The sequence below is a fragment of the Veillonella sp. HPA0037 genome (assembly GCF_000411535.1).
Classification (GTDB): Bacteria; Bacillota; Negativicutes; order Veillonellales; family Veillonellaceae; genus Veillonella; species Veillonella atypica.
In genome coordinates this window covers 829,523-855,755 of record NZ_KE150483.1, presented here as the reverse complement: position 1 = coordinate 855,755, position 26,233 = coordinate 829,523, and the positions used below count along the sequence as shown (strand labels likewise).

Annotated in this window: 16 protein-coding genes, 3 tRNA genes, 3 rRNA genes and 1 riboswitch; of the genes, 16 read left to right on the top strand and 6 right to left on the bottom strand. The window is 41.2% G+C overall.

Annotated features, from left to right (window positions below; all coding sequences use genetic code 11):
- Positions 1-157 precede the first annotated feature (157 nt).
- From HMPREF1477_RS04010 to HMPREF1477_RS04000, 3 genes are all read left to right on the top strand, one after another.
- Complete coding sequence (locus HMPREF1477_RS04010; protein WP_016475906.1) at positions 158-1,177, top strand: OmpA family protein; 1,020 nt, start codon at positions 158-160, stop codon at positions 1,175-1,177.
- Positions 1,178-1,383: 206 nt separating this feature from the next.
- A complete protein-coding gene (locus HMPREF1477_RS04005; protein ID WP_016475905.1) occupies positions 1,384-2,505 on the top strand; it encodes an AI-2E family transporter in 1,122 nt (373 codons plus the stop codon).
- A 68-nt stretch (positions 2,506-2,573) separates the two neighbouring features.
- On the top strand, positions 2,574-3,233 hold the full coding sequence (locus HMPREF1477_RS04000; protein WP_005377261.1) for a PepSY domain-containing protein: 660 nt from the start codon (positions 2,574-2,576) through the stop codon (positions 3,231-3,233).
- 68 nt (positions 3,234-3,301) lie between these two features.
- Here HMPREF1477_RS04000 and HMPREF1477_RS03995 read toward each other — a convergent pair whose 3' ends face one another.
- Together HMPREF1477_RS03995 and sstT are read right to left on the bottom strand one after the other, a co-directional pair.
- A complete protein-coding gene (locus tag HMPREF1477_RS03995) occupies positions 3,302-4,819 on the bottom strand; it encodes an NAD(P)/FAD-dependent oxidoreductase (RefSeq protein ID WP_016475904.1) in 1,518 nt (505 codons plus the stop codon).
- A gap of 183 nt (positions 4,820-5,002) precedes the next feature.
- A complete protein-coding gene (gene sstT / locus HMPREF1477_RS03990; protein WP_005377270.1) occupies positions 5,003-6,223 on the bottom strand; it encodes a serine/threonine transporter SstT in 1,221 nt (406 codons plus the stop codon).
- Positions 6,224-6,508: 285 nt separating this feature from the next.
- Here sstT and HMPREF1477_RS03985 point away from each other — a divergent pair, with 285 nt between their 5' ends.
- On the top strand, positions 6,509-7,246 hold the full coding sequence (locus tag HMPREF1477_RS03985; RefSeq protein WP_038148068.1) for a ubiquinone/menaquinone biosynthesis methyltransferase: 738 nt from the start codon (positions 6,509-6,511) through the stop codon (positions 7,244-7,246).
- Between the two features lie 158 nt (positions 7,247-7,404).
- Here the strand turns inward: HMPREF1477_RS03985 and HMPREF1477_RS03980 are convergent, their stop codons facing one another.
- A complete protein-coding gene (locus tag HMPREF1477_RS03980) occupies positions 7,405-8,136 on the bottom strand; it encodes an SIMPL domain-containing protein (protein ID WP_005383646.1) in 732 nt (243 codons plus the stop codon).
- A 621-nt stretch (positions 8,137-8,757) separates the two neighbouring features.
- Here HMPREF1477_RS03980 and HMPREF1477_RS03975 point away from each other — a divergent pair.
- From HMPREF1477_RS03975 to HMPREF1477_RS03950, 6 genes are all read left to right on the top strand, one after another.
- Positions 8,758-10,320 (top strand): 16S ribosomal RNA (locus HMPREF1477_RS03975).
- Between the two features lie 284 nt (positions 10,321-10,604).
- Positions 10,605-13,533, top strand: a 23S ribosomal RNA gene (locus HMPREF1477_RS03970).
- A gap of 73 nt (positions 13,534-13,606) precedes the next feature.
- A 5S ribosomal RNA gene (gene rrf / locus HMPREF1477_RS03965) occupies positions 13,607-13,723 on the top strand.
- Together the 16S, 23S and 5S rRNA genes form the textbook arrangement of a ribosomal RNA operon.
- Positions 13,724-14,395: 672 nt before the next feature.
- Positions 14,396-14,471, top strand: a tRNA-Trp gene (locus HMPREF1477_RS03960).
- 116 nt (positions 14,472-14,587) lie between these two features.
- A tRNA-Arg gene (locus HMPREF1477_RS03955) sits at positions 14,588-14,664 on the top strand.
- Positions 14,665-14,836: 172 nt separating this feature from the next.
- Positions 14,837-16,069 (top strand): ISL3 family transposase, encoded by a 1,233-nt coding sequence (locus tag HMPREF1477_RS03950; RefSeq protein ID WP_016475902.1) that lies wholly within the window; start codon positions 14,837-14,839, stop codon positions 16,067-16,069.
- A gap of 569 nt (positions 16,070-16,638) precedes the next feature.
- On the opposite strand, the gene HMPREF1477_RS03945 is transcribed toward HMPREF1477_RS03950, so the two are convergent.
- Positions 16,639-17,091, bottom strand: coding sequence for a hypothetical protein (locus tag HMPREF1477_RS03945; protein ID WP_009661397.1), 453 nt, complete (start codon positions 17,089-17,091; stop codon positions 16,639-16,641).
- 17 nt (positions 17,092-17,108) lie between these two features.
- Positions 17,109-17,387: a helix-turn-helix transcriptional regulator gene (locus HMPREF1477_RS03940; RefSeq protein WP_016475901.1), complete on the bottom strand. Its 279-nt coding sequence runs from the start codon at positions 17,385-17,387 to the stop codon at positions 17,109-17,111.
- A gap of 171 nt (positions 17,388-17,558) precedes the next feature.
- Positions 17,559-17,730, top strand: a riboswitch (cobalamin riboswitch).
- A gap of 442 nt (positions 17,731-18,172) precedes the next feature.
- On the opposite strand from HMPREF1477_RS03940, the gene HMPREF1477_RS03935 reads away from it, so the two are divergent.
- The 6 genes from HMPREF1477_RS03935 (at position 18,173) to HMPREF1477_RS03910 (ending at position 25,685) form a co-directional block, all read left to right on the top strand.
- A tRNA-Leu gene (locus tag HMPREF1477_RS03935) sits at positions 18,173-18,257 on the top strand.
- Between the two features lie 169 nt (positions 18,258-18,426).
- Positions 18,427-21,717, top strand: coding sequence for a transcription-repair coupling factor (mfd, locus tag HMPREF1477_RS03930; protein WP_016475900.1), 3,291 nt, complete (start codon positions 18,427-18,429; stop codon positions 21,715-21,717).
- Entirely contained in the window at positions 21,714-23,318 is a 1,605-nt protein-coding gene (locus HMPREF1477_RS03925) for a polysaccharide biosynthesis protein (protein ID WP_016475899.1), read from the top strand. The genes mfd and HMPREF1477_RS03925 overlap by 4 nt, the downstream gene beginning before the upstream one ends.
- Positions 23,302-24,081: a nucleoside triphosphate pyrophosphohydrolase gene (gene mazG, locus HMPREF1477_RS03920; RefSeq protein ID WP_005381939.1), complete on the top strand. Its 780-nt coding sequence runs from the start codon at positions 23,302-23,304 to the stop codon at positions 24,079-24,081. The genes HMPREF1477_RS03925 and mazG overlap by 17 nt, the downstream gene beginning before the upstream one ends.
- Positions 24,082-24,133: 52 nt before the next feature.
- Positions 24,134-24,433, top strand: a complete 300-nt coding sequence (locus tag HMPREF1477_RS03915; RefSeq protein ID WP_005381952.1) for an HU family DNA-binding protein — start codon at positions 24,134-24,136, stop codon at positions 24,431-24,433.
- 97 nt (positions 24,434-24,530) lie between these two features.
- Positions 24,531-25,685: a glycosyltransferase gene (locus tag HMPREF1477_RS03910; RefSeq protein ID WP_016475898.1), complete on the top strand. Its 1,155-nt coding sequence runs from the start codon at positions 24,531-24,533 to the stop codon at positions 25,683-25,685.
- A 96-nt stretch (positions 25,686-25,781) separates the two neighbouring features.
- Here HMPREF1477_RS03910 and HMPREF1477_RS03905 read toward each other — a convergent pair whose 3' ends face one another.
- Positions 25,782-26,102 (bottom strand): hypothetical protein, encoded by a 321-nt coding sequence (locus HMPREF1477_RS03905; RefSeq protein WP_005382856.1) that lies wholly within the window; start codon positions 26,100-26,102, stop codon positions 25,782-25,784.
- Positions 26,103-26,233: the final 131 nt, after the last annotated feature.

The window sequence follows — 26,233 nt, the reverse complement described above, 5'->3', positions numbered from 1 at the left end:
ATTATATCGAATAATATCGTTGGCATGACCGAAAATTTGTATATATTCATAAGGTTTTCATTAGAATATTGATTTTTTTCGAAGTGTTGTGTACAATAGAATTATCGTTAAAAAAGCCCTTATGTATGTAAGGGTGATTAATGGAGGGAATAATACAATGAATAAAAAATTAGTAGCATTATTGGCTGTAGCTACAATGGGTATTTCTGTTGTAGGTGCTACACCACAAACACAATTTACAAAAGGTGAAACTCAAGTTGATCTTGGCGCTGCAAGCGTTGAAACTAAAGCAGACGGTTTTAAAGCTGCTCACAAATGGAATTTCGATGGCAATATCACTCACGCATTACGCGACAAAACTGCTATCCAATACGGTTACCATGGTTTGAACTCTAAACATGTTGATTCCAACATGCAAGAAGTAAACTTGATTCAAACATTGAGCAAAAACTTTGCATTGTATGGTGGTTTTGGTCGTATTCATAGCGATGCTATCAACCATACAAACAATATCGCTCAAGTTGGTATTATCGGTAAAACTGCTTTAGGTTCTAAAGTAGACGTATACGGCAAAGCTGGTATCGGTACAAAAGAAACTACAACTTGGGAAGCAGGTTTAGGTTACAAAGCAACTGATGATCTTGATATCAATGCTGGTTACCGTTATGTAAATACAAAAGCAACTGATAACCACAATGTATCTTTCCAAGGTCCTGTAGTTGGCTTGTCCTACCGTTTCGGTGGCGCTGAAAAAGCTGAACCAATCGTTATGACTCCAGCACCAGCTCCAGCTCCTGTAGTTGAACACACTGCAGCACCTGTACAAAAACCAGCTAAAGCTGATTACTATGTACAATCCATCTACTTTGATTCTGACCAAGACGTTCCTCGTGCAGACCAAGGTGCTAACTTACAAGCTGCATTGAACGCTGCTAACCAATACAAAAACGACCAAGTAAAATTGTTGGGCAATGCTGATACTGATGCTAACCCTCAATACAACATTGGCTTGTCCGAACGCCGTGTACAAGATGTTGCACAATACTTGGTAAATAATGGTGTAGATGCTAACCGTTTGATCGGTATCGCTAATGGTGATGCAAAACCTGTTGCTACTAATGCAACTGCAAACGGCAAAGCTGAAAACCGTCGTGTAGACGTTTTCATTCACCGCTAATTTGAGTTCTCTCAATTTAATCTAAGCCTATACAAGTCCATCTTTTCGTCTCTCTATATATTTTGAGTGCGATAAGATGGACTTTTGTGTTATACTAAATCTATTAGAAATACTACTGTACATATGTAATTTGATCGTTGTCATATAGCTTTCATTTACATTGTGTACAATACTTACCATGTGTTTAGTAAAAGTGAGTTATTAGTATGGAAAAATTTAAATATTATAAGGAGCTTATCGGCGCGATTATCCTTGCAGGACTCATGATATTGGTGGCCTTGCGCATTAGCGATATAGCATCGGGCATCGATGCATTGATAACGGCCTTTGTACCGCTTATCGTAGGTGCCTGCATGGCCTTTGTCCTCGATATTCTCGTCGTCCGCTATGAATGTTGGTTATGGCCGCGTATCGAATCGGGGTGGCGGTATAAGATTCGTCGTCCGTTGAGCATTATCCTATCCTTTGTGACGATTAGTCTCATTGTGTACTTTATTGCCCGTATGGCTGTGCCGCAGTTAGTGCATTCCATTACACTTATCGTGTCCGCAGCACCGCAGCTATATCTAGACTTTCAACATTGGATTTATCATTTAAGTAATACCATTCCATTGGCCTCGAACCCTACGGTATTAAATACCTTGAATGGTGAAAGTGTAGTTAACTATACGCGTGAATGGGGGACCAAGGGTGGCACCTATGTGGTGAATACGATGGGCACGATTCTTTCGTGGACCGTAAATATTGCATTAGGTCTTATCTTTGCCATTTACATGCTACTCGATAAGGAACGCCTCATGTCGCAAGGTAAGCGTATTTTGAAAGCCTATGCATCTGATACGTGGGTGAATCGTGTAACCTATGTGGCCAAGGTTGCTGTTCAAACATTTAGTAGTTTCTTTGTAGGACAGTTTATCGATGCCTTGATTTTAGGTATCATGGTGGGCGTTACATTATGGATTTGTAATATTTCCTATGCTACGACCATTGCCTGTGTTATTGGTCTCACCGGTTTAATTCCATTAGTGGGTATATATGTAGGCGGCTTGATGGGAGCCGTTATATTGCTTACTATTAGCCCTATGGATGCGTTGATTTACGTCATCATTTTAGAAGTTTTACATCAAATTGAAAGCAATGTGATCTACCCAAAAATCGTAGGTAATTCTGTAGGGTTACCTGGCTTATGGGTATTTGCCGCTGTTATCATAGGCGGTAGTTTGATGGGCGTTACAGGCATGATTATAGGCGTGCCATTAGTAGCCACTTGCTATAAATTACTGATGACTGACGTTGAAGAACGTTTAGCCTCTAATGAAGGCTTATAGCATTTATTAGCTGTAATATAAATAAAAATACAAGTTTGTAGAATCCGATTACTATTGGGAGGATTATAATGAATAAAAAATTACTATCTTTGGTTATGACTGGTGTGTTGGCCGTTGGTGTTTTTTCCGTAGCCACACCGTATGAAGCGCAAGCGCGTAAGACTAAACCAGAAACAAGCACAGATATTACGATTAAACGTGCACCTGGTCAATCTGTGGTTATGACAATGAGCGAAATTGGTACGATTTTCCAAAATCGTTTCCCTAATGCAGCGTTGCACTCTGTAGAATTGAATTCCAATGATTTGGCCTATGCTTACAAAGTAACTGGATATAGCAAATATCACGAATACAAAATGAAGATTGATATCATCACTGGTAATCAATCCGATATGAGCGAAGGTGGCAAACCTAAACGCGTTATTGGTGAAATCTTCAACAAAGATAAAGTTATCGAACCATCTCAAGCAGAAGCAGCTGCTAAAGCGCAATTAGGTGCAGATGCTGTTATGAAGGGCTGGAAGGTTGAAGCTCATAATGGTAAAGTTAATTACTATGTAACGATGCATCAAAATGGTAAGAAAACAGTAGTGACTGTTGATGGTAATACCGGTGCTTACATTGAACAAAGTAAAGCAACAAAATTACCTCCAGAACCAGATCAAGGTTTTGACAAACGCCGTACGAACCTCGTATGGGGCCATGACATCGTTATGGATAAAAAATAATATAAAAAAAGGAGGGAGTCAATATCTAATGATGTTGACTCCCTATTTCATTTGTTAGGTACAATCGATTACCAACGGTTTTCGTAGTACGCTTGTGTCCACATAATAACCTCGATAAGAGATGGATGTGGACTCATTGTTTCACCTACGGTGATTACGGATCTAGGATCCATGTTGCGCATAATACCTTTTTTACGCAATCGTTTTGTGCGCTCTGATGCGATTTCTTCATTGATGGCTGTTAATGGGGTTACACCGCTGTTCATAAGGTTAACGTATGGTTGGAATAGGATAGAGGCTTGTGGTCCGATTACGTGAATACCAAGGATATGGTTTGTATCTTTGTCGACCACGATTTTTACAAAGCCGTCGTTTACATCACCAGGATCAATGCCCATAGCATAGCCTTTGGCAGTAGAGGAATAGAAGTTTTTGCCTGTGCCTACATTGTAACCAGCCTTAATTGCTTCTGCTTCAGTAAGACCTACGCTACCGATTTCAGGATAGGAGAAGGTAACTTTTGGCAACACGTCGTAGCGGGCCCAACGGAAATCTGCTTCATTTTTGGCAAAGTAAAGATTATGTGCAATGATATCCGCTTCATAGTTTGCGCGATGACGGAATGCAGGTTCGCCGTTCACATCGCCTAACGCATAGATGCCGTCCACAGATGTTTCAAGAAACTCGTTTGTTTTGATCCAGCCCTTTGGCCATGTTTCAATACCTGTATTTTCAAGGTGTAACTCTTCGGTAGCAGGGCGGATACCAGCGGCTACAAGAATTTCTTCAACCTTAGTTTCTGTGATTTCACCTGTTGTACGATCTTTTGTAACGACGACTTTTAAGCCATCTTCTTGGCGAACCTCTACGGTATCTTGATTTAGAATTATGTTAATACCACGCTCTCTATAATTGTTAAGGAGATGCTCGGACATATCCGCATCTTCCTTTGGTACTAGGCGTACATTATGCTGAATAATTGTTACGTCGGTACCAGCAGAGTCAAATACATGAGCGAACTCTACGCCGATAGGACCAGCGCCTAAAATGGCAAGGGATTTGTACGGTTGTTTAGGAAACTTGTCGCCAAAGAGGCTTTCACTAGAAAGGAAGCCTGCCTCTTTTAGACCAGGTACATTTGGAATATTACTATAACCACCAGTGCCAAGAACGATGGTTGGGGCTGTAATTTCTACGATGCCAGAGCCGTCATTGAGGTGGATGTTCATCACCTTATCGGACACAAAGCTTGCAGCACCGCGATATACATCTACGTTGTCATAAGCGTTATAGTAATCATAGATGCCTGCAGACTTGTCAATCATATGCCATGTACGTTTAGCTACAGTGCCCCAATCCATTGTTGCATCGCCAACATTGACGCCTATTTTGCCGAACTCTTTTACCTCTTGTACCGCATTCGCAGCTGTTACCATAACCTTTGTAGGAATACAACCGCGAGTTAGGCATGTGCCGCCAAATTTACCTTTTTCTATGATAGCTACTTTTTTACCTGTTTTTATAGCAGCGTCAGCAACGATGGTTGCACCACCTGTACCCACTACAATAATATCGTATTGTTTCATGTTGATTCCTTTCTATATATATCTAGTAATAGTTATTATTATTAAATATATTATACCCCATTATATTGAAAATAATCAATATAGAAAATATATTGTTTTTGTTATTAGTGAAAGTTGGCGTAAGGGTAAACTTTCACAAAAAGAAAAGACGACCTCATGGATCGTCTTGTTCTATATGATGGTTTAATCCCAGTTTTCGTGATAGCCACGTTTTGCATAATCTGCAGTAGCAGTGAAGAGAATATCTGTACTGGAATTGAGTGCTGTTTCTGTGGAGTCTTGTAATACCCCGATGATGAAACCAACGCCTACTACTTGCATAGCCACATCGTTGGAGATACCGAATAGGGAACATGCCAACGGAATGAGAAGCAAGGAGCCGCCTGCTACGCCAGAAGCGCCGCAAGCGCCGATAGTAGCGATAACGGATAGAAGGATAGCTGTAGGTACATCCACGATGATGCCCAATGTATGAGCAGCAGCTAATGTCATAACAGTAATTGTGATTGCAGCACCACCCATGTTGATAGTCGCACCCAATGGAATGGATACGGAATACATATCAGGGTTAAGTTTCAAACGTTTAGCCAAGTCAAGGTTGACAGGAATGTTGGCTGCGGAGCTACGTGTAAAGAACGCATAGATAGCAGATTCGCGCAAACATTTGAACACCAATGGATATGGGTTTCGGCGTAAGTAGATGAAGGATAAAAGTGGATTGATTACCAAGGCAACGAAAATCATGGAGCCTAAGAGTAATACGAGAAGTTGGAAGTAGCTGATAAGTGCTTCGATACCATTTGTTGCGATGGAATCAGCCACAAGACCCATGATACCAAGAGGTGCGAAGCGGATAATCCAACCTACTACAGTCGTAATTGCTTGAGAGATGGATTCCATTACTTCTTTTGTATTCATAGGTGCATGACGTAGAGCACCACCGATGATAAGAGCCCAGCCTAAAATGCCGATGTAGTTAGCGGACATTAATGCTTTTACAGGGTTATCAACGATATTCTTGAGTAAAGTTTTCATGACTTCCGCAATGCCTTGTGGAGGCGCTGCATCAGCGGCACTAGCTGCTAGATGTAATGTAGTTGGGAAGAACCAGCTCACGAGTACGGCAAGTGCAGCAGAAAGGAATGTACCTAATAGATAGAGCGTAATTACGGAGCCCATACCTGTTTTTTGTCCGGAGCGATGTTTACTAATCGCCGCGATGACTAAGAAGAATACAAGGATTGGTGCAATACCTTTGAGGGCACCAACAAATAATACCCCTAATAGCGATAATTCGTTTGCAATATCAGGGACATAGAGAGCCGTCAAAATACCGATAATCATACCGATGATGATTTGTTGGATGAGGCTGACTCTATTAATGGATTTCATAAATCGATTCATAATAGACTCCAATACTTAATTAGACTACATAAAACAATGAATTCTGTCGTTTATCGAAGAGAAATAATAAATCCTCATAGAAAAGACATATGTCATTATATAACGAACATTGTTATAATTCAATAGATAAATACTAATTATATGATGCATTTTTTTCTATGTGAACATTTTGTAATTCTTTGTATATATAGTATATATATTAGAATTCGTCTAAGTTCTAGAATGTCATCGTTGGTTATGGTATACTGTCAACATGTGATATTCTTGATTATGAAAGTGGGTACCATGAATACTAAAGAATTTAACACGTATGAAGACAAAGAACAATTTGTGCAAGGTGTATTTTCTAATATTGCCAAAAATTATGATTTGATGAATACATTGCTCAGCTTTGGGCAAGACTATTTCTGGCGTAAGTTCGCCGTTAAAGAAATGAATATTGGACCTTATCAACATGTGCTGGACGTAGCTTGTGGTACTTGTGTGTTTACGAAAGAAGCATTGCGCCAAGAGCCGACTTTGACGGTAGAAGCATTAGATTTTAATGCAGAAATGTTAGAGCAAGGTCGTGAGCGTATGGCTCACGCGGATCTGTTAGACCAAGTGAACCTGGTCCAAGGCGATGCGATGGCTTTGCCTTATGCGGATAATACATTTGATGCGGCTATGAGTGGCTTTGCAATGCGGAATGTACCTGATATTAAACAAGTGCTATCCGAAATGCAACGCGTTGTAAAACCAGGCGGTAAGGTTGTAGTCTTGGAACTCGCTAAACCAAGTGCATTTGGGTTTAAGCAACTATATAATTTTTACTTCTCCTATATATTACCTATTATAGGCAAATTAAGTAAGGATAATTCTTCCTATGCCTGGTTGCCTGAATCTTTGCGTCGCTATCCTCATCAAAGCGAGATTTTAGAAATCTGGAAGTCTTTAGGTTATGAAAATGCTACCTATACTGAATTAACTGGTGGCATTGTGGCGGTTCACGAAGGTGTTGTGCCAGAATCCACTACAAAATAATACAAAAATAAAGACCGTATAACATAGTTAGTATCGTATGTTATACGGTCTTTTGTTATGTTTGTTGTTTGAAAGTAATTGATTATAGACCATAGTCGATTATGTTGCTAAAACGTAATGGACATAGCATGTAACTAACAATCTATAAACAATAGTTGTTATTGTAGATAGTATACAATATCTGCATCTTGAGATACGATTAACGATCCTTTTTCAACAGGTGTAGAAGTGCTAAGATTTGCAGCAAGCACTTTGGCACTGCGATAATAGCCTTGGTCGAATGTACTTGTTTCTGTGTTGCTAATGTTTACAGTTTTTACAGGACCTAAGGTGCGGCCTAGAGCAGCAGCAATTACCTCAGCCTTGTGTTGGCCGTTTTGAATGGCTTCTGTAGTTAAAGAATCGGATAGTTGTTGAGATGTGTCATTTTGGAATGAAAGGCTGTTTATGTCATTTGCACCAGCATTGACAGCTGCGTCTACGACCTTACCTACACTATCCAAGTTGTTGATTTTAACTGTTACAAGGTTAGATACTCTGTATCCTGTATTAACGCGTTTGCCTTCTTGGTAATCATTAGTAGGATTGATTGAAATATTGGACGTGTAAATGTCTTTTTTTGCAACATTTAAATTTGAAAGTCTGCTAATAAGGTCGCTCATGATGCGATCATTATTTGACTTAGCGGCGTTGATATTTGTGTTTTCACTTGTAATGCCTAGTGTGAGTATTGCATAGGTAGGCGCCACAGAGCGGGAAGCCTGACCAGTGACATGGATCTCAGATGTATCAAAAGATCCTTGTGGTGCTGCAAAGCTTGCCGTAGCCACAGAAGCACAAATAGCAGCCAAAGCAACTGTTTTGGTAAATAACCGTTTTGAGAATTTCATATATCTCTCCTTATATAGTATTAAAAGAACGGGGGAAATACCCCTGAAATATGACATGTATATCTTTATAAGTATGGTATTCATGTATATCATCGTAAGTTAAGTATATTGTACAAAATAGATTGCGTAAAATCAATATATTTTATTGAAAAATGAGTTAAAAGTGAAATTTTGTAAAAATGAGAATTAGGGGTTGCGTAGGTATGTGGTTTGTACTATAATAACCATACAGTCGTTGAGGCGACTGTTTCTTAATGAGGAAACACTAGATACAATCTAGATTCTTTGTTAGTTAATTTGGAATTTTATATAAATCCCTCACATAGAGGTAATTACAAAATTCTAAAAAAGATTATAAAAAGTGCTTGACACTGAATGGTCGACATGATATTATAATCTAGTCGCCAGTTGGTGAAACACTTTAAACGAAAGTGCTTCAGAGCTAGATAATATCTGGTCTAACTGGTACAGATCTTTGAAAACTGAACAATGATAGGTAATCAATCATATGATTGAACATATGCCAGAGTGCGGGTTTTGACATAGTCAAAACCAACCATAATTCAAAGTTACTTAAATGTAACGACAACACATAATGAGCTATTCAAATAGCTTCAAGATATCTTGGAGAGTTTGATCCTGGCTCAGGACGAACGCTGGCGGCGTGCTTAACACATGCAAGTCGAACGAAGAACGATGGAAGCTTGCTTCTATCAATCTTAGTGGCGAACGGGTGAGTAACGCGTAATCAACCTGCCCTTCAGAGGGGGACAACAGTTGGAAACGACTGCTAATACCGCATACGATCCAATCTCGGCATCGAGACTGGATGAAAGGTGGCCTCTATTTATAAGCTATCACTGAAGGAGGGGATTGCGTCTGATTAGCTAGTTGGAGGGGTAACGGCCCACCAAGGCGATGATCAGTAGCCGGTCTGAGAGGATGAACGGCCACATTGGGACTGAGACACGGCCCAGACTCCTACGGGAGGCAGCAGTGGGGAATCTTCCGCAATGGACGAAAGTCTGACGGAGCAACGCCGCGTGAGTGATGACGGCCTTCGGGTTGTAAAGCTCTGTTAATCGGGACGAATGGTTCTTGTGCAAATAGTGCGAGGATTTGACGGTACCGGAATAGAAAGCCACGGCTAACTACGTGCCAGCAGCCGCGGTAATACGTAGGTGGCAAGCGTTGTCCGGAATTATTGGGCGTAAAGCGCGCGCAGGCGGATTGGTCAGTCTGTCTTAAAAGTTCGGGGCTTAACCCCGTGATGGGATGGAAACTGCCAATCTAGAGTATCGGAGAGGAAAGTGGAATTCCTAGTGTAGCGGTGAAATGCGTAGATATTAGGAAGAACACCAGTGGCGAAGGCGACTTTCTGGACGAAAACTGACGCTGAGGCGCGAAAGCCAGGGGAGCGAACGGGATTAGATACCCCGGTAGTCCTGGCCGTAAACGATGGGTACTAGGTGTAGGAGGTATCGACCCCTTCTGTGCCGGAGTTAACGCAATAAGTACCCCGCCTGGGGAGTACGACCGCAAGGTTGAAACTCAAAGGAATTGACGGGGGCCCGCACAAGCGGTGGAGTATGTGGTTTAATTCGACGCAACGCGAAGAACCTTACCAGGTCTTGACATTGATGGACAGAACTAGAGATAGTTCCTCTTCTTCGGAAGCCAGAAAACAGGTGGTGCACGGTTGTCGTCAGCTCGTGTCGTGAGATGTTGGGTTAAGTCCCGCAACGAGCGCAACCCCTATCTTATGTTGCCAGCACTTCGGGTGGGAACTCATGAGAGACTGCCGCAGACAATGCGGAGGAAGGCGGGGATGACGTCAAATCATCATGCCCCTTATGACCTGGGCTACACACGTACTACAATGGGAGTTAATAGACGGAAGCGAAACCGCGAGGTGGAGCAAACCCGAGAAACACTCTCTCAGTTCGGATCGTAGGCTGCAACTCGCCTACGTGAAGTCGGAATCGCTAGTAATCGCAGGTCAGCATACTGCGGTGAATACGTTCCCGGGCCTTGTACACACCGCCCGTCACACCACGAAAGTCGGAAGTGCCCAAAGCCGGTGGGGTAACCTTCGGGAGCCAGCCGTCTAAGGTAAAGTCGATGATTGGGGTGAAGTCGTAACAAGGTAGCCGTATCGGAAGGTGCGGCTGGATCACCTCCTTTCTAGGGAGACATACACCGAGCCAAGAGCTTGGATGTCACTTAGGTCGACACTTTGGCCGCCTAACATTGTTCGGTTTTGAGAGATCTGTAAAGACTCTCTATTTGTTCTTTGAAAACTGCATAGAAGATAATTATTATATATATTTGTAAGGTCATCTCTTAGAATTTCTAAGTAGGTTGACCCGAGCACATAGGAAATAATTCTCTGACTTATTGGTGACGTACATGAAAATGTACGGCTACAAAATAAACGACAATGTATCTAATGCATGTCATAAAATCTAAGTAAAGATTTTAAGGGCGTACGGCGGATGCCTTGGCGATATCAGCCGAAGAAGGACGCGGTAAGCTGCGATAAGCTACGGAGAGGTGCAAGCAACCTTTGACCCGTAGATTTCCGAATGGGGGAACCCGGCAGTGGTTATGCACTGTCACCCATACCTTTGAGTATGAGGAGGGCACCTGGGGAACTGAAACATCTAATTACCCAGAGGAAGAGTAATCAAACGAGATTTTCTTAGTAGCGGCGAGCGAACGGGAAAGAGGCCAAACCGGAGCGGGCAACCGCATCGGGGTTGAGGACAGTCATCAAGTGTAAATGAGGTAGAAGAATCGAGTTGGAAAGCTCAGCCGCAGAAGGTGAAAGCCCTGTAATCGAAACCTTGCATACATGGGACTGTATCCAGAGTACCACGAGACACGTGAAACCTTGTGGGAAGCAGGGGGGACCACCCTCCAAGCCAAAATACTGATATCGACCGATAGCGCATAGTACCGTGAGGGAAAGGTGAAAAGAACCCCTGGCGGGGAGTGAAAGAGAACCTGAAACCGTATGTTTACAAACAGTCGAAGTCTGTATATATATCAGGACGACGGCGTGCCTATTGAAGAATGAACCGACGAGTTACTGTTGCTAGCGAGGTTAAGTGGAAAACATGGAGCCGCAGCGAAAGCGAGTCTGAACAGGGCGTTCAGTTAGTGATAGTAGACCCGAAACCGTAGTGATCTATCCATGGCCAGGTTGAAGCACAGGTAAAATTGTGTGGAGGACCGAACTCGTGAGCGTTGAAAAGCTTTGGGATGAGTTGTGGATAGGGGTGAAATGCCAATCGAACACGGAGATAGCTGGTTCTCCCCGAAATAGCTTTAGGGCTAGCCTCGAGGTTGAGAGTATAGGCGGTAGAGCACTGATCGGGCTAGGGGCCATACCGGTTACCGAACCTAGTCAAACTACGAATGGCTATACTTATACTCGGGAGTCAGACAGTGAATGATAAGGTCCATTGTCAAGAGGGAAACAGCCCAGAACACCGACTAAGGTCCCCAATGTCATACTAAGTGGCGAAGGATGTGGAATTTCCAAAACAACCAGGATGTTGGCTTAGAAGCAGCCACCATTTAAAGAGTGCGTAATAGCTCACTGGTCGAGAGACTCTGCGCCGAAAATGTCCGGGGCTAAAGTATGAAACCGAAGTCGTGTCATATGCAGCAATGTATATGGGTAGGGGAGCGTTCTCATCGGATTGAAGCAGTACCGTAAGGAGTTGTGGACTGGTGAGAAGTGAGAATGTCGGTATGAGTAGCGAAAAGAATGGTGAGAATCCATTCCACCGAAAGCCTAAGGGTTCCTGAGCAACGATCGTCGTCTCAGGGTAAGTCGGGACCTAAGCCGAGGCGGAAAAGCGTAGGCGATGGACAACAGGTTGAAATTCCTGTACCGGTGTGAATCGTTTGATCGAAGGAGTGACACAGTAAGGTAGGTCAGCACGCGATTGGAAGTGCGTGTTTAAGCATGTAGGTTGAGTTATAGGCAAATCCGTAGCTCTAAAAGCTGAGATGTGATGACGAGCTGTTTACAGCGAAGTGATTGATCCTACACTGTCGAGAAAAGCTTCTAGGTAGAGACACATCGCCCGTACCAAAACCGACACAGGTAGGCGGGGAGAGAATCCTAAGGTGCGCGGGAAAACCCTCGTTAAGGAACTCGGCAAAATGCCTCCGTAACTTCGGGAAAAGGAGGACTCATGTAGTGTGAAGGGCAGTAACGCGTGGAGCATGAATGAGTGGCACAAGAGAGGCGCAAGCGACTGTTTACCACAAACACAGGTGCCTGCTAAAGCGAAAGCTGATGTATAGGTGCTGACACCTGCCCGGTGCTGGAAGGTTAAGAGGAGGGGTTAGACTTCGGTCGAAGCTCTGAATTGAAGCCCCAGTAAACGGCGGCCGTAACTATAACGGTCCTAAGGTAGCGAAATTCCTTGTCGGGTAAGTTCCGACCCGCACGAAAGGTGTAACGACTTGCGCACTGTCTCAACGAGGGACCCGGTGAAATTGAAGTACCTGTGAAGATGCAGGTTACCCGCGACTGGACAGAAAGACCCCATGGAGCTTTACTGCAACCTAAGATTGAACTTAGTTAATGAATGTACAGGATAGGTGGGAGACTTAGAATCTAGGGCGCCAGTCTTAGAGGAGTCGTTGTTGGGATACCACCCTTTGATTAATTGATTTCTAACAGGCCGATTAACAACCGGCTGGACAGTCTTAGGCGGGCAGTTTGACTGGGGCGGTCGCCTCCTAAAGAGTAACGGAGGCGCCCAAAGGTTCCCTCAGAGCGGACGGAAATCGCTCGAAGAGTGTAAAGGCAGAAGGGAGCTTGACTGCGAGACGGACAGGTCGAGCAGGGACGAAAGTCGGGCTTAGTGATCCGGTGGTGCCGAGTGGAAGGGCCATCGCTCAACGGATAAAAGCTACCCTGGGGATAACAGGCTAATCTCTCCCAAGAGTCCATATCGACGGGGAGGTTTGGCACCTCGATGTCGGCTCATCACATCCTGGGGCTGAAGTAGGTCCCAAGGGTTCGGCTGTTCGCCGATTAAAGTGGTACGTGAGCTGGGTTCAGAACGTCGTGAGACAGTTCGGTCCCTATCCATCGCGGGCGCAAGAAACTTGAAGGGGGCTGCTCCTAGTACGAGAGGACCGGAGTGGACGAACCGCTGGTGTACCAATTATCCTGCCAAGGGTACAGTTGGGTAGCTACGTTCGGGACGGATAAACGCTGAAAGCATCTAAGCGTGAAACCAGCCTTGAGATGAGGTTTCTCATAGCATAAGCTAGTAAGATTCCATGTAGACGACATGGTTGATAGGCCAGGTGTGGAAGAGCCGTGAGGTTTGGAGCTGACTGGTACTAATAGATCGAGGGCTTTACTTAATAACAATAAGCGGAAATGTGCAACAAATATATATACCTTCTATGTGGTTTTCAGAGTACAAACTCTGACAGATTCAGTGGCGATAGCTACGAGGGTCCACCTGTTCCCATCTCGAACACAGTAGTTAAGCTCGTAAACGCCGAAAGTACTTGGCTGGAGACGGCCTGGGAGGATAGGAAGTCGCTGATTAAGTTAAAAAGGCTAACCGAATGGTTAGTCTTTTTTGTTATATAAGCCTGCATGTAGTGTCCGACCAGCGTACCTGAAAAAAGTAGAGTATGGGGTGATAGAGGTGCGTAGAGACGTATGTGATTCATACATCATATTTAAATATGCACAAAAAATTACTCATTTTACAATTTGTTTAAATTCTATTCACTCATAATTCATATAGAATCTTTATACTATCAATAGTTGATTGAGATCAACTAGGAAATGGAGGTCTACTACTTAATAACTTTTATCTGTCCCTTTTACAAATAATACAAACAACACAACACAAAACAATACAACACATAAAACAACACTTAAATACACAACAATACTCTCCCTGTGTATAAAAAACAATACATATACAAAACTCTCTAATTATATATACCATCTCCCGTATATATAAAGATAAAAGTTAAGTAGACAAAAAGAGCCCGAAAGGGCTCTTTCCTTTTTTCGTATAAATAGTATTGTTATAGAATAATTATCTGTTTGTATACATGAAAGTGAGGGGACAATTATCTTTGTATTTTGATAGTAATTTATATATTATATAAAAAAGATGAAATTCTTAAATATCTTAGAATTACCTTGACAGATGGGGGCGCTTCTTGGTATTATATTCAAGTATCAAGTACACTTGATGTGCATAGGGGTATAGCTCAATTGGTAGAGTAGCGGTCTCCAAAACCGTTGGTTGTGGGTTCAAGTCCTACTGCCCCTGCCAAACTTTAGAGCTGCGACCTTCGGGTCGCAATTCTATAAAAAAGTTACTTAAAAATATTAAAATAATGCTTGCAAAAAGCTAGTCATTATGTTAATATAATCAAGTACCAAGTACATGACTCAGTAGCTCAGCTGGATAGAGCGTTTGACTACGAATCAAAAGGCCAGGGGTTCGAATCCCTTCTGGGTCACCAAAATAAAACTCACACGAATGTGTGAGTTTTTTTATGGCTCTATAATAAATGTTGGGGTGACACCACTACGGTGTCACTTCCAACATTATTTTTTTGCAAAAAAATAAGCATATAAGGCTCACATGCTTTACAATAAAAGTGTCAAAGTCCTAAAGAAAGGATGTGAGCTTATATGCCTACTACTGATTATACTGAATTTTTACATAATGTAAAACAAGAATATATTACAAATAGCTATGAATTAGACGGAATATTTATTTTTGACATAGAATTACCAGCAACATCACATATTTGCCCAAAGTGTGGAGAAAGCACAAAGCATATTAAGGATTACCGCATACGTACTGTAAAGTTTGGAAAAGTACAACGAGGTCCACTAATTGGAAAATACAGACAGCGTCGGTATATTTGTCCGCATTGTGGTCATTCTTTTGCTGAAAGCAATCCATTTGTACGAAAACATATGCAACTAAGTGTAACTAATATTAGAATGCTATTTGATAAACTTACTGAAAGTGTAACCTATACAGCTATTGCTAACGAGTGTGATACATCTATTACTACAGTATTACGTTATTGCTCTATGATCACTATACCTAAGCCCAAGACCTTACCCACTGTGATTGGTATTGATGAGTTTAAAGGAAATGCAGAAGGCTACCAATACCAAGTTAATTTAACTAATCCAGATACACATGAAATATTAGATATTTTACCGAAACGTGATACGCAAGCATTAATCCACTATTTTGCATCATTTAAACATAAGGATCGCCTACAAGTTAAGTTTATTGTAATGGATATGTCCATACAATTTAAGCGCATCATGGAGGCGCTATTTCCACATGCGCATATTATCTGTGATCGATACCATGTATGTCGACTTGTAGATTGGGCGGTAGAGCGAGTTAGAAAGCGTGAGCAACATAAACTGGCTGCTTATTCACGTATGTTAAAACAGAATCGACGTGTACTAATGAAGCATCCAGACCATTTAACGGAAGCCGAACATATTAAGCTCTGTGAAATACTCAGAATATCTGATGATTTACGAAAAGCATATGCTTTAAAACTTTCTTTTAGAAAAATCTTTTCAATCTATGGTAAACAAAGAATAGCTGCACATTTAACGCATTGGATGGAATTAGTAAAAGCATCTGGCTTAAATGAATTTAATAACTTCTTTACATCATTTCCTGCATGGATGACGCAATTAACTAATGCATTCTTACTTCCATATTCTAATGGATACACAGAAGGAACTAACAACAAAATTAAAGTATTAAAACGGATAAGCTATGGACTTCGCCACTTTGGTAGATTTAGAGTACGTATTCTACTTTTGAGCAAAAAGAATGGCACCAACCATAACTATGATTGGTGCCAAAGAAGACTCGTAGGGTGAATACCCCAACATTTGACAGAGAGCCTTTTTTATTTGTCTAACTATATTTTATGGATCTTATTGACTAATATTAACTTAAGTGCCTTTTTAGAATTAGAACAGGCCTGTTCTAATTTGTAGGCCTCATATAGATAGGCCAACTCAGAGATAGTACAGGCCTGTTCTAATTCGTAGGGAGCCTATATGGATAGGTCGTCTCAGAGATAGAACAGGCCTGTTCTAATTCGTAGGACCCTATATAGATAGGTCGTCTCAGAGATAGAACAGGCCTGTTCTAATTTGTAGGCCTCATATAGATAGGCCATCTCAGAGATAGAACAGGTCTGTTCTAATTCGTAGGGAGCCTATATGGATAGGTCGTCTCAGAGATAGTACAGGCCTGTTCTAATTTGTAGGACCCCATATAGATAGGCCATCTAAGAGATAGTACAGGCCTGTTCTAATTCGTAGGCCTCATATAGATAGGCCAACTCAGAGATAGAACAGGCCTGTACTAATTTGTAGGACCTTATATACGGAGGCTTAACAATAATAAAACGGAGCTGCTTTGTATTAACAGCTCCGTTTTGTTAGTTGGATACTTCTTTTAATTGTCCTGCAGCAATTGCCATATTTTTAGAATAGATGGCTTGCATATAACCATAGGTGTCTGGTTTTAATTCTTTTAGCTTAGGGTTTTTCTTAATGTTTCTACGTAGAATTTGACCTGTACGAGCATCAATTAGATTGATTTCATCTTGTGTCCAATAGATGGTATCAGCATCTTGGTTGAAATAGTAATGATTGATATATTCTGTCATGTAATACATGGCGCCTTGATGGCTATATGTTTTTGCGATGATTTCGTAGTTATTGCCTTCGCCTGCACGGACGATGACGCGATTATCTGCATAGTATTGTTGGCCGTTCATGCGATACATATAGGAATAGCCTCTAGCGTTCTCTAGGTCACCTATATTAACTGCGTAGGCACTACCCGTTAAGGCAAGGAATGTAAGCGTTAGAATAGCTAATTTTTTCATAGTGTGGTGTTTGCTCCTTATTTGGCATGAGGCTGATCTGATTCAGCGACGACGTTGACCACAACTTGTTGGTTGGATGGTATTTGACTCATGATAACCGGCATTGGTTGTTCCATGGCTTGAGCAATGCCTTTTATTTGTCGAATCGCAACTGGTACGGGTGTAGAAGACCCGTCTTGAAAGTTTTGTTCTAGTGTATTGATTTCGCTAACTGTTAAACCTGCTTTTGCTGCAAATGTTTCTTGTGAAAGTTGATGTTCCTCGCGGAATGCTTTTATAATGTCTCCGATATACATAATGACCTCCATAATGTAAATTACTCTATCATTATACATGAAAGCATGATGAGATAATAGATAGATTGAAATATAGTCTTTTGTTATTAGTGTATTATAAATATTTATTTATGAAAATGTAAAAAAGGTTTGACGAAAGTAACATACGGTGATAATATAAACACATAGACAACATCATATTTGGGAATAGGTGCTGAAAAGCATAATAGAGAAGCTGGTTAAAGGCCAGCACGGTCCCGCCACTGTATGGTTGAGCGAGTCTAATTAAGTCACTGGGAAACTGGGAAGGCTAGATGAGCGTTGACACCGAGTCAGGAGAACTGCCTATTCAACATTCACCATTTGACCTACGAGTGATAGGGAGGAGAAGTTTGAGACTCCCTTTTTACGTACCCGTAAAAAGGATTTTTTTGTGTAAATGATGTTTTGTAGTACACAAATTATAATCTCTGTATTGTTAGAGCAGTCATGGTGAATATACCGTTTGGTATTATCAGCATGGCTTTTGTTATGTCTGTTAATATATTTATTGGTAAATGTAGGGCATGCATTTATTCATCATCATCCTAAAAAGAGAGATGGTCCTAGCACCTAGGTTAGGTGTTTGGACCATCTCTTTTTTTGATCTTTCAAATTTTGACATTGAGACATTGATGGATATATAAGTATCTTGAAATTGTTATTACATATGTATTTAATTATATAGGTATGATGAAGTCTTATAAAAATTACAAAAAATGATTGACGTCATATATAATAAGTGGTATTATAATTTCAGTCGGTACGCGGGAGTGGCGGAATTGGCAGACGCACCAGACTTAGGATCTGGCGCCTTACGGCGTGGGGGTTCAAGTCCCTTCTCCCGCACCAACTATATTTGCACCTGTAGGTGCTTTTTTTTTGCCCATTTACATCTATTCAAGAAGATAGGTGTTTTTTTGCATATTCGTAAATATGCTATAATAAATTATCAGTACTATTGTACTTGTAACAGATATGTTTAAGATATTATATAGATAATCATTATATATGGTGCAGTATGGATACTTCAATTGATACACTGCTTTCACAAAACCCATCTATGACAGATGGGCTAAAGGCGTTTCGCCAAAAGGGAAAGTCAGTTATATATGGTTTAAGCGGATCGCAAAAGTCGTTCCTCTTAAGTTGTGCTGTTCCAGAGGAACAAGTACAATCTATTATTATCGTGGTGCACGATAAAGAACATAAAGAATTGTGGGAACGGGATTTGGCGTTTTTCTGGCCTAATGTGCAGGTATTGCCATTTCCCATTACAGAACGTGTAGAATTTACTACCGTAGCTCGTAGCCTTGAAGGACAAGGGGCTCAAATGCGAGCGCTCAGTATGTTGGCCTGGAATCGTCCTGTTGTAGTCCTCGCTACAATAGAAGAGGCCACGCAATATGTAGTGAGTCCTCAATATGTTATATCTCAAAGTGTGCATCTTGAGGTTTCTCAATCTATAGAGCGAGATGAGCTGTTAGAAAAATTAGTTAAAATTGGATATGAACGCGTAGACCAGGTAGAACAACGTGGTCATTTTTCTGTGCGCGGAGATATTTTTGATATCTTCCCTGTGAATAGTGATGATCCAATACGTATGGAATTCTTTGGCGATGAAATCGACACGATGCGCCATTTCTCCGTAGATACACAACGGTCTATTGAAACGGTAGATGCCTATACGGTAACACCATTCTTCTTAACTAGTGATGACGCAGATAGTACATTGCTATCTTATGCAAAGGATGGACTTATCATTTATGATGAACCGGTGCGCATTCAAGAAGCGTTGAAGAAATTCTTAAAAGAAGATACAACACATCGCAAGCAACATTGTGAATGGTCTGAATTACAACGCTCTGTAGATGCTAAGATTGAGGTGGCTTTCACATTCATGCAACAGCGTTCTATAGGGCTAGCTGGATTTTATCCGATTGGCATTCAAGGTAAAACGATGACGAGCTTTGAGCGTCAAATTCCATTGTTGATGGATGAAATCAAGCAGTGGCAAAAGCTGGGCAATCAAGTTGTGCTTGTGATTAATAATTTGCAGCGCCGTGAAGGCATAGAAAAGGCTTTGCATGGTGATGCCATTCCGTATAAGCTTTGTGAAAGCTGGGATTTTGAGCCTAATACGGTTCACGTTATGCAAGGCTTATTAACTGATGGCTTTGAATTACCGCATAGCCATTTAGTCGTCGTTGTAGAAGGCAATATTTACGGGCAGCAAAAACGCAAACTTCGCAATAAGCCTAAAAAGGGCCAAGAAATTAATTATTTCACGGATTTATCGGTCGGCGATTACGTTGTTCACAGCATGCATGGTATCGGTAAATATGTGGGATTAAAAACGATTGAAACAGAAGGTATTCATCGAGACTACATTGAAATTGCTTATGCCGGAACAGATAGACTGTATTTGCCTGCTAGTAATTTAGATCAATTGCAAAAGTATATCGGCAATGAAGGCGATGTACCTCGCATTCATAAGATGGGTGGTAGCGATTGGCGTAAAGCGGTTACAAAGGCACAGAAATCCATTGATGATTTGGCGGATAAGCTAGTTGAACTGTATGCGAAACGGGAAATTACAGAAGGATTTGCGTTCTTGCCGGACCAACCGTGGCAACAAGAATTTGAAGATGCCTTTCCTTATGAGGAAACAGAGGACCAATTACAAGCTACGCGAGAAATTAAAGAATCCATGGAACGACCAACACCGATGGATCGCTTGTTAGCGGGGGATGTGGGCTTTGGTAAAACAGAGGTCGCTATGCGTGCCATCTTTAAGGCCGTTGTGAGCGGTAAGCAAGTGGCCGTATTGGTACCAACTACTGTATTAGCTCAGCAACATTACCAAACGTTTTTAAATCGATTTAATCCATTTGGTGTAAAGGTAGATGTACTCAATCGATTCCGTTCTACAGCGGAGAAGAAAGAGGTGCTAAAGGGCGTCGAAAATGGTTCTATCGATATCTTAATCGGCACACATTCCTTGTTAAATAAAAAGGTAAAATTCAAAGATTTAGGGTTCCTCGTCGTCGATGAAGAGCAACGCTTTGGCGTAGCACAAAAGGAAAAATGGAAGGAATGGGCTAATAATATTGACGTCCTTACCTTAAGTGCGACACCTATTCCACGGACACTTCATATGTCTCTTGTAGGTGTTCGTGAAATGTCGGTCATTAGTACACCTCCAGAGGATCGACTACCAGTACAGACCTATGTAGTAGAATACGATATGAATCTCATAGCTGATGCAATTAAACGAGAACTTGCTCGAGGGGGACAGGTTTACTTCGTGTATAATCGGGTAGCATCGATTAATCATATGGGTGAACTATTAGAACAGGCGTTGCCAGATTTGCGTTATGCTATTGCACATGGACAGATGACAGGCCGTCAAATCGAAGAAATTATGACCGATTTCTATGAAGGTCATTATGATGTATTGCTCAGTACAAGCATCATTGAAACAGGCCTTGATATACCAAATGCCAATACGATTATCATATACGATGCGGATCGTTTAGGCTTATCTCAACTCTATCAAATGCGTGGCCGTGTAGGTCGGTCTAGACGACGCGCCTATGCATATTTCATGTATCGACCTGATAAGATGCTTTCAGAAGCGGCAGAAAAACGTTTAAAAGCCATCGAAGAATTCACAGAATTAGGGGCGGGATTTAAACTGGCTATGCGCGATTTGGAAATTCGAGGGGCTGGTAATCTATTAGGTTCACAACAACATGGTAATATCGCATCGGTCGGCTTTGGCATGTATGTATCTATGTTAGAGGAAGCCATTGCGAAAGCACAAAATAAAGAGGTTGTCAAAGAGGTAGTACCAGATCCTGCCATTGACCTTGAAATCGATGCTTTCATAGATGATGCCTATATCAAGGATAGTGCGCGCAAGATTTCCGTATATCAACGGATGTTACAAATCAAGAATAAAGCGCAGCTTGATGATTTGACGGATGAACTTATCGACCGTTTTGGTACACCAACGGATCCGGTAGATCGTTTACTACGAGTCGCTCAAATTAAGGAACAGGCTCGTTTGTTGGGGATTAAGAGCATCGTTCGTCGCGAGGGTCAGCTCATCATCCATTGGCAAGATGATTCAAAAATGGCCGATTGGGATATGGGTGCTGTTCGCGAAGATTTATGGAAGAAAATGAAGTTCATGGACACAAAACCTGCGTCATTATACATCAGTTTGAATGGATTAAAGGAATCTATTTTAACGATTACAGAAGCGGTGATGAAGGAGTTGTCAAAGAAATCTAAGGGGGGCCTATGAACCGATTTTTAAAGGGAGCCATGATTTTAACAATAGCTGGTGTTATCGTTAAAATTATTGGTGCTTTCAGTAAGGTACTCGTCGCTCGTATTCTTGGAGGCGAGGGGATAGGTCTCTATATGATGGCCTATCCGATATACCAGATTATAGTTAGTATTTCGGCTGCAGGGATTCCTGTGGCAATCTCCATTATGATTGCTGAAAAATTGGCGAATAGAGATATGCGTGGGGTACAACAAGTTTTTAATGTATCCTTACGGGTGCTTACACTAGTAGGTATTATATTTAGTGTGGGACTTTATGCTAGTGCAGAATGGCTTATAAAATGGAACATTATAACGGATCCAAGGGCTTTAATACCGATTCAATTATTATCGCCGGCTATTATTGTTGTCACTATTTTAAGCTGTTTTAGAGGCTATTTCCAAGGTTTCCAATATATGGTTCCTACCGGGACAAGTCAGGTTTTTGAACAAATATTTCGCGTAGGGTCCATGGTGGGGCTTGCGTACTATTTTATCGACTCCGGATTACATCTGGCCGCAGGTGGCGCTACCTTTGCTACATTTCCGGGCGTATTAGCGGGTTTAATCGTACTTGTGTATTTTTATAGGTCTCAACGTAGTTTGCGTCAGCAGATGCTAAGTGAGCAAAATGAAGAGGCCCCTATAGAACGTACTAGTGCGGTTATTAAACGTTTATTTGCCCTAGCTATTCCCGTTTCCATGGCCAATATTATGTTGCCTATGGTATCTTTAATTGATACTTTTATCGTTCCAAAACGATTGATGGATATTGGCTACTATTTACATGAGGCGACTACACAGTTTGGATATTTGACAGGGATGGCAACGTCATTAATTGGATTACCTATTATTTTAACGACGGCTCTCGCAGCGAGCCTCGTACCGGCTGTATCCGAAGCGCATGCAACGGGGAATAAGGGTCGTATAATCGAGCGTGCTAGTACAGCGATGAAGATTGCCAATTTATTTGCTATACCGGCTTGTGTAGGTTTATGCGTATTGGCAACGCCTATTTCTCAGTTAATATATGCAACGCCCAATGCAGGTCCCGTTATTGCCGTGATTAGTCTTAGTATTATCTTTTTAGGATGGCAACAGATTACGGCTGGTATATTACAAGGATTAGGGCGCACCATTATTCCTATGCTGTCTATTTTTATAGGGCTTATGGTGAAAGCTATCTTAGACTATCAATTGACCGGGTCCATTGAACTCGGTATTAATGGTGCTGCATGGGCTACGAACTTAAACTTCGCCATCGCTGCCTTAATTAATCTAGTATTTGTAAAACGGTATGTAGGTAGTATTATTCAATGTATGAACCTATTGAAAATCATCATTTCCGCTATGGCTATGGGTGGTGCTACACAAGTTAGCTTTATGTTCCTTGTCGATATGGTTGGTAATGGCGCTGCCGTAGCTATATCCATCCTTATTGCTTTCATTGTATATATACTATCTCTTTGGATTACTAAGGCTATCGTAATGGATGATATGTATCATATGCCTGTTATTGGAAAACGATTGCGTAAACGCCAAGCAGAGGAGAATCAAATCTATGAAGACCAATATTGATATACAACCTCTTGTAGAGGTGGTACAAAAATTATGCTCTCCTAATGGATGCCCTTGGGATAAGGTGCAAACTCATGAATCATTGCGCCGTTATTTTATTGAAGAAACCTACGAAGTAGTGGATGCCATTGATAATAAAGATATGGATAATCTGCGTGAAGAGCTAGGTGATGTATTATTACAAATCGTGTTTCATAGTAGTCTTGCTGAAAAATCAGGAGCTTTTACATTACAAGATGTAATAAATGACGTAACTGAGAAGATGATTCATCGTCATCCTAATGTATTTCCAGAAGAAAATCCTGACAATAAAGGAAAAACATACACTTGGGATGAATTAAAAGCACAAGAAAAGGGAAATATACGAAAAAGTGTATTAGATGGAGTATCCAAGGGTTTACCTGCATTGGTGGCTGCTCAAAAGCTACAAGATAAGGCCGGAAAGGTAGGTTTTGACTGGGATGAGCTGGAGCCAATTTGGGCAAAAGTAAGTGAAGAAATCGGTGAATTTAAGGAGGCTGTGGCCTTAAAAGATAGAGAAAATATGGAAAAAGAGGCTGGAGATGTGCTTTTTTCCTTGATTAATCTCTTTAGATGGTATAAAATAAGCGGTGAAAATGCACTGAATCGCACAAACACTAAGTTCCGACAGCGTTTTTCACATGTAGAAGCTTGTGTTAACCAAAGCGATCGCTCATGGGAAGACTTTTCATTAGCTGAGCTGGATGCTTTTTGGGAGGAGGCTAAAGTGCAGGAAAAGTAACCTAGAGGTATGTTAGTAATCTCGGGTATTGTATTTTTAAGGAGGTTCTGTCATGAATAAAACAGAATTAATCGCAAGTGTTGCACAAAAAACTGAATTGACTAAAAAAGACGCTGAAAAAGCGGTAAAAGCTGTATTCGACACAGTTGCTGAAGAATTAGCTGCTGGTGGTAAAGTTCAAGTTATCGGCTTCGGTACTTTCGAAGTTCGTGAACGCGCTGCTCGTGAAGGCCGCAACCCACAAAACGGTAAAACTATCACTATTAAAGCTTCCAAATCTCCTGCATTCAAAGCTGGTAAAGGTTTGAAAGAACAAGTTAACGCAGCTCCTGCAAAAAAACGCAAAAAATAATCTGAATAAGATGTAAAAGAGACCCGATAGGGTCTCTTTTTTCGTCTATGTTATTTTTTCTTGTTTATGTGGTATAATCACAAGGAAAGGATAGATTATGACTACAGAACAATCACGGAAGGTCCTCATTGTATCTGCCTCTATTGGGACAGGTCATATGCAGGCCGCAAGGGCGATAGAAGAATATTGGAAATTAAAAGAACCACATGCAGAGATTAGCCATGTGGATTTTCTTGATACGGAAACTATGTCAGTAGAACATCTTATCAAGGGTACATACATTAAGATGATTGACGTATTTCCTATGTTATACGATATGATTTATCGTGTATCAAAGGGGGAGAAAAAAGGGACTATTTTACAAACCGTTTTGTCCTACATTCTTAAAAGTCGTATGTTGAAGCTCATTCAACAAGAGAAGCCTGATGTGATTGTATTCACGCACCCATTTCCGTGTGGAGCCGCCTGTATTTTGAAACGCCAAGGCCATATTGATGTCCCGTTAGTGGCCATCCTAACGGATTTCAGTAGTCACCAATTCTGGATTTACCCTCAAGTAGATACCTATTTTGTCGCTACAGAGGACATGGTAGGAGAAATGACGGCCGTCGGTATTGAGCAGAATAAAATCCATGTATCCGGTATTCCGGTGCGTAGATCATTCTTTAAGGATGCCATCGATCACTATGAAATGAAATCACCTGTTAAGGTTCTCGTTATGGGGGGAGGATTAGGCTTAGGTTCATTAGAGATTGCACTTCAACATTTAGATGCGGTCAATGGTATTGATGAGATTACTGTCGTAGCGGGACAGAATACATCGCTCTATGAGTCTCTAGTAAATCTTAGTGTACGGATGAAAACGAAAACCACTGTATACGGTTATACATCTAATATTTCTGAGCTAATGCACTCAGCGACTATGCTCGTTACAAAGCCTGGTGCATTGACCTGTATGGAGGCTGTTACCATTGGGCTTCCTATGGTTTTCTTTAATGCTATTCCCGGTCAAGAAGAGGCTAATGCGGAGCTATTAGAAGAGCGAGGTTGTGCGCGTTGGGCTAGAGATATACATAATTTAGAGGACGTAGTGGCTGCGTTGTTAATCAATCCGCCACGGTTACAACAAATGTCTGAACAAGCACGTGCTTGGCATGTAGATGGTGCTGCTAATATCGTAAACGAACTCATTCATATTCTAGATACAAAAACAGATGCACTTTCTACTAAGTGCGAGTTAGAAATACTATAAATAAAAAGGTCATCCACGAAACTAATTTACCTACCATATGTATGGATTAGGTAACCATTAGTTTGGGGATGACCTTTTTATTATTCGCGTGCGAAATTATTGATAGTTTTTAATGTTTTCTGTACGTATCATTTGTAATGCGTTTAAGAAATCTTCTGTTGAAGTATGTTCTTCCAGTAGTGCTTGTAATTGATGAGAATCATTAAGGCTTACACTCCATTGGAATGAATCGGTATCGTCATATACATTGAATACGATTGGGGTATCGAGTGTATCTGGCATATGACCATCGTCGTCGGATACAGTTGCATAAGTACCATCGTCTAGTAGTTCAACAAAAAGTGTATCATAACCATCAAAGTCGATAATTTCAAAATCTAGAGCATCATAAAAATCTAATATTGCATCTGTTGCCATGAGAACCTCCTAATAGTATGTACTTATCATGTTGGATTACTGTCTAGTTATCTATCTGTATTCTACTGATGCGGTGTATGACTGTCAATGAAAATCTGTAGTATAATAAATAACATAATGATAATAGAGGA

Coding starts and splice junctions, on each gene's coding strand:
- HMPREF1477_RS03915 (WP_005381952.1), top strand. CDS start 24,134: ATGAATAAAACAGAATTAATCGCAAGTGTTGCACAAAAAACTGAATTG.
- HMPREF1477_RS03905 (WP_005382856.1), bottom strand. CDS start 26,102: ATGGCAACAGATGCAATATTAGATTTTTATGATGCTCTAGATTTTGAA.
- HMPREF1477_RS03945 (WP_009661397.1), bottom strand. CDS start 17,091: ATGAAAAAATTAGCTATTCTAACGCTTACATTCCTTGCCTTAACGGGT.
- HMPREF1477_RS04010 (WP_016475906.1), top strand. CDS start 158: ATGAATAAAAAATTAGTAGCATTATTGGCTGTAGCTACAATGGGTATT.
- HMPREF1477_RS04000 (WP_005377261.1), top strand. CDS start 2,574: ATGAATAAAAAATTACTATCTTTGGTTATGACTGGTGTGTTGGCCGTT.
- mfd (WP_016475900.1), top strand. CDS start 18,427: ATGGATACTTCAATTGATACACTGCTTTCACAAAACCCATCTATGACA.
- HMPREF1477_RS03940 (WP_016475901.1), bottom strand. CDS start 17,387: ATGTATATCGGAGACATTATAAAAGCATTCCGCGAGGAACATCAACTT.
- mazG (WP_005381939.1), top strand. CDS start 23,302: ATGAAGACCAATATTGATATACAACCTCTTGTAGAGGTGGTACAAAAA.
- HMPREF1477_RS03925 (WP_016475899.1), top strand. CDS start 21,714: ATGAACCGATTTTTAAAGGGAGCCATGATTTTAACAATAGCTGGTGTT.
- HMPREF1477_RS03950 (WP_016475902.1), top strand. CDS start 14,837: ATGCCTACTACTGATTATACTGAATTTTTACATAATGTAAAACAAGAA.
- HMPREF1477_RS03980 (WP_005383646.1), bottom strand. CDS start 8,136: ATGAAATTCTCAAAACGGTTATTTACCAAAACAGTTGCTTTGGCTGCT.
- HMPREF1477_RS03910 (WP_016475898.1), top strand. CDS start 24,531: ATGACTACAGAACAATCACGGAAGGTCCTCATTGTATCTGCCTCTATT.
- HMPREF1477_RS04005 (WP_016475905.1), top strand. CDS start 1,384: ATGGAAAAATTTAAATATTATAAGGAGCTTATCGGCGCGATTATCCTT.
- sstT (WP_005377270.1), bottom strand. CDS start 6,223: ATGAATCGATTTATGAAATCCATTAATAGAGTCAGCCTCATCCAACAA.
- HMPREF1477_RS03995 (WP_016475904.1), bottom strand. CDS start 4,819: ATGAAACAATACGATATTATTGTAGTGGGTACAGGTGGTGCAACCATC.
- HMPREF1477_RS03985 (WP_038148068.1), top strand. CDS start 6,509: ATGAATACTAAAGAATTTAACACGTATGAAGACAAAGAACAATTTGTG.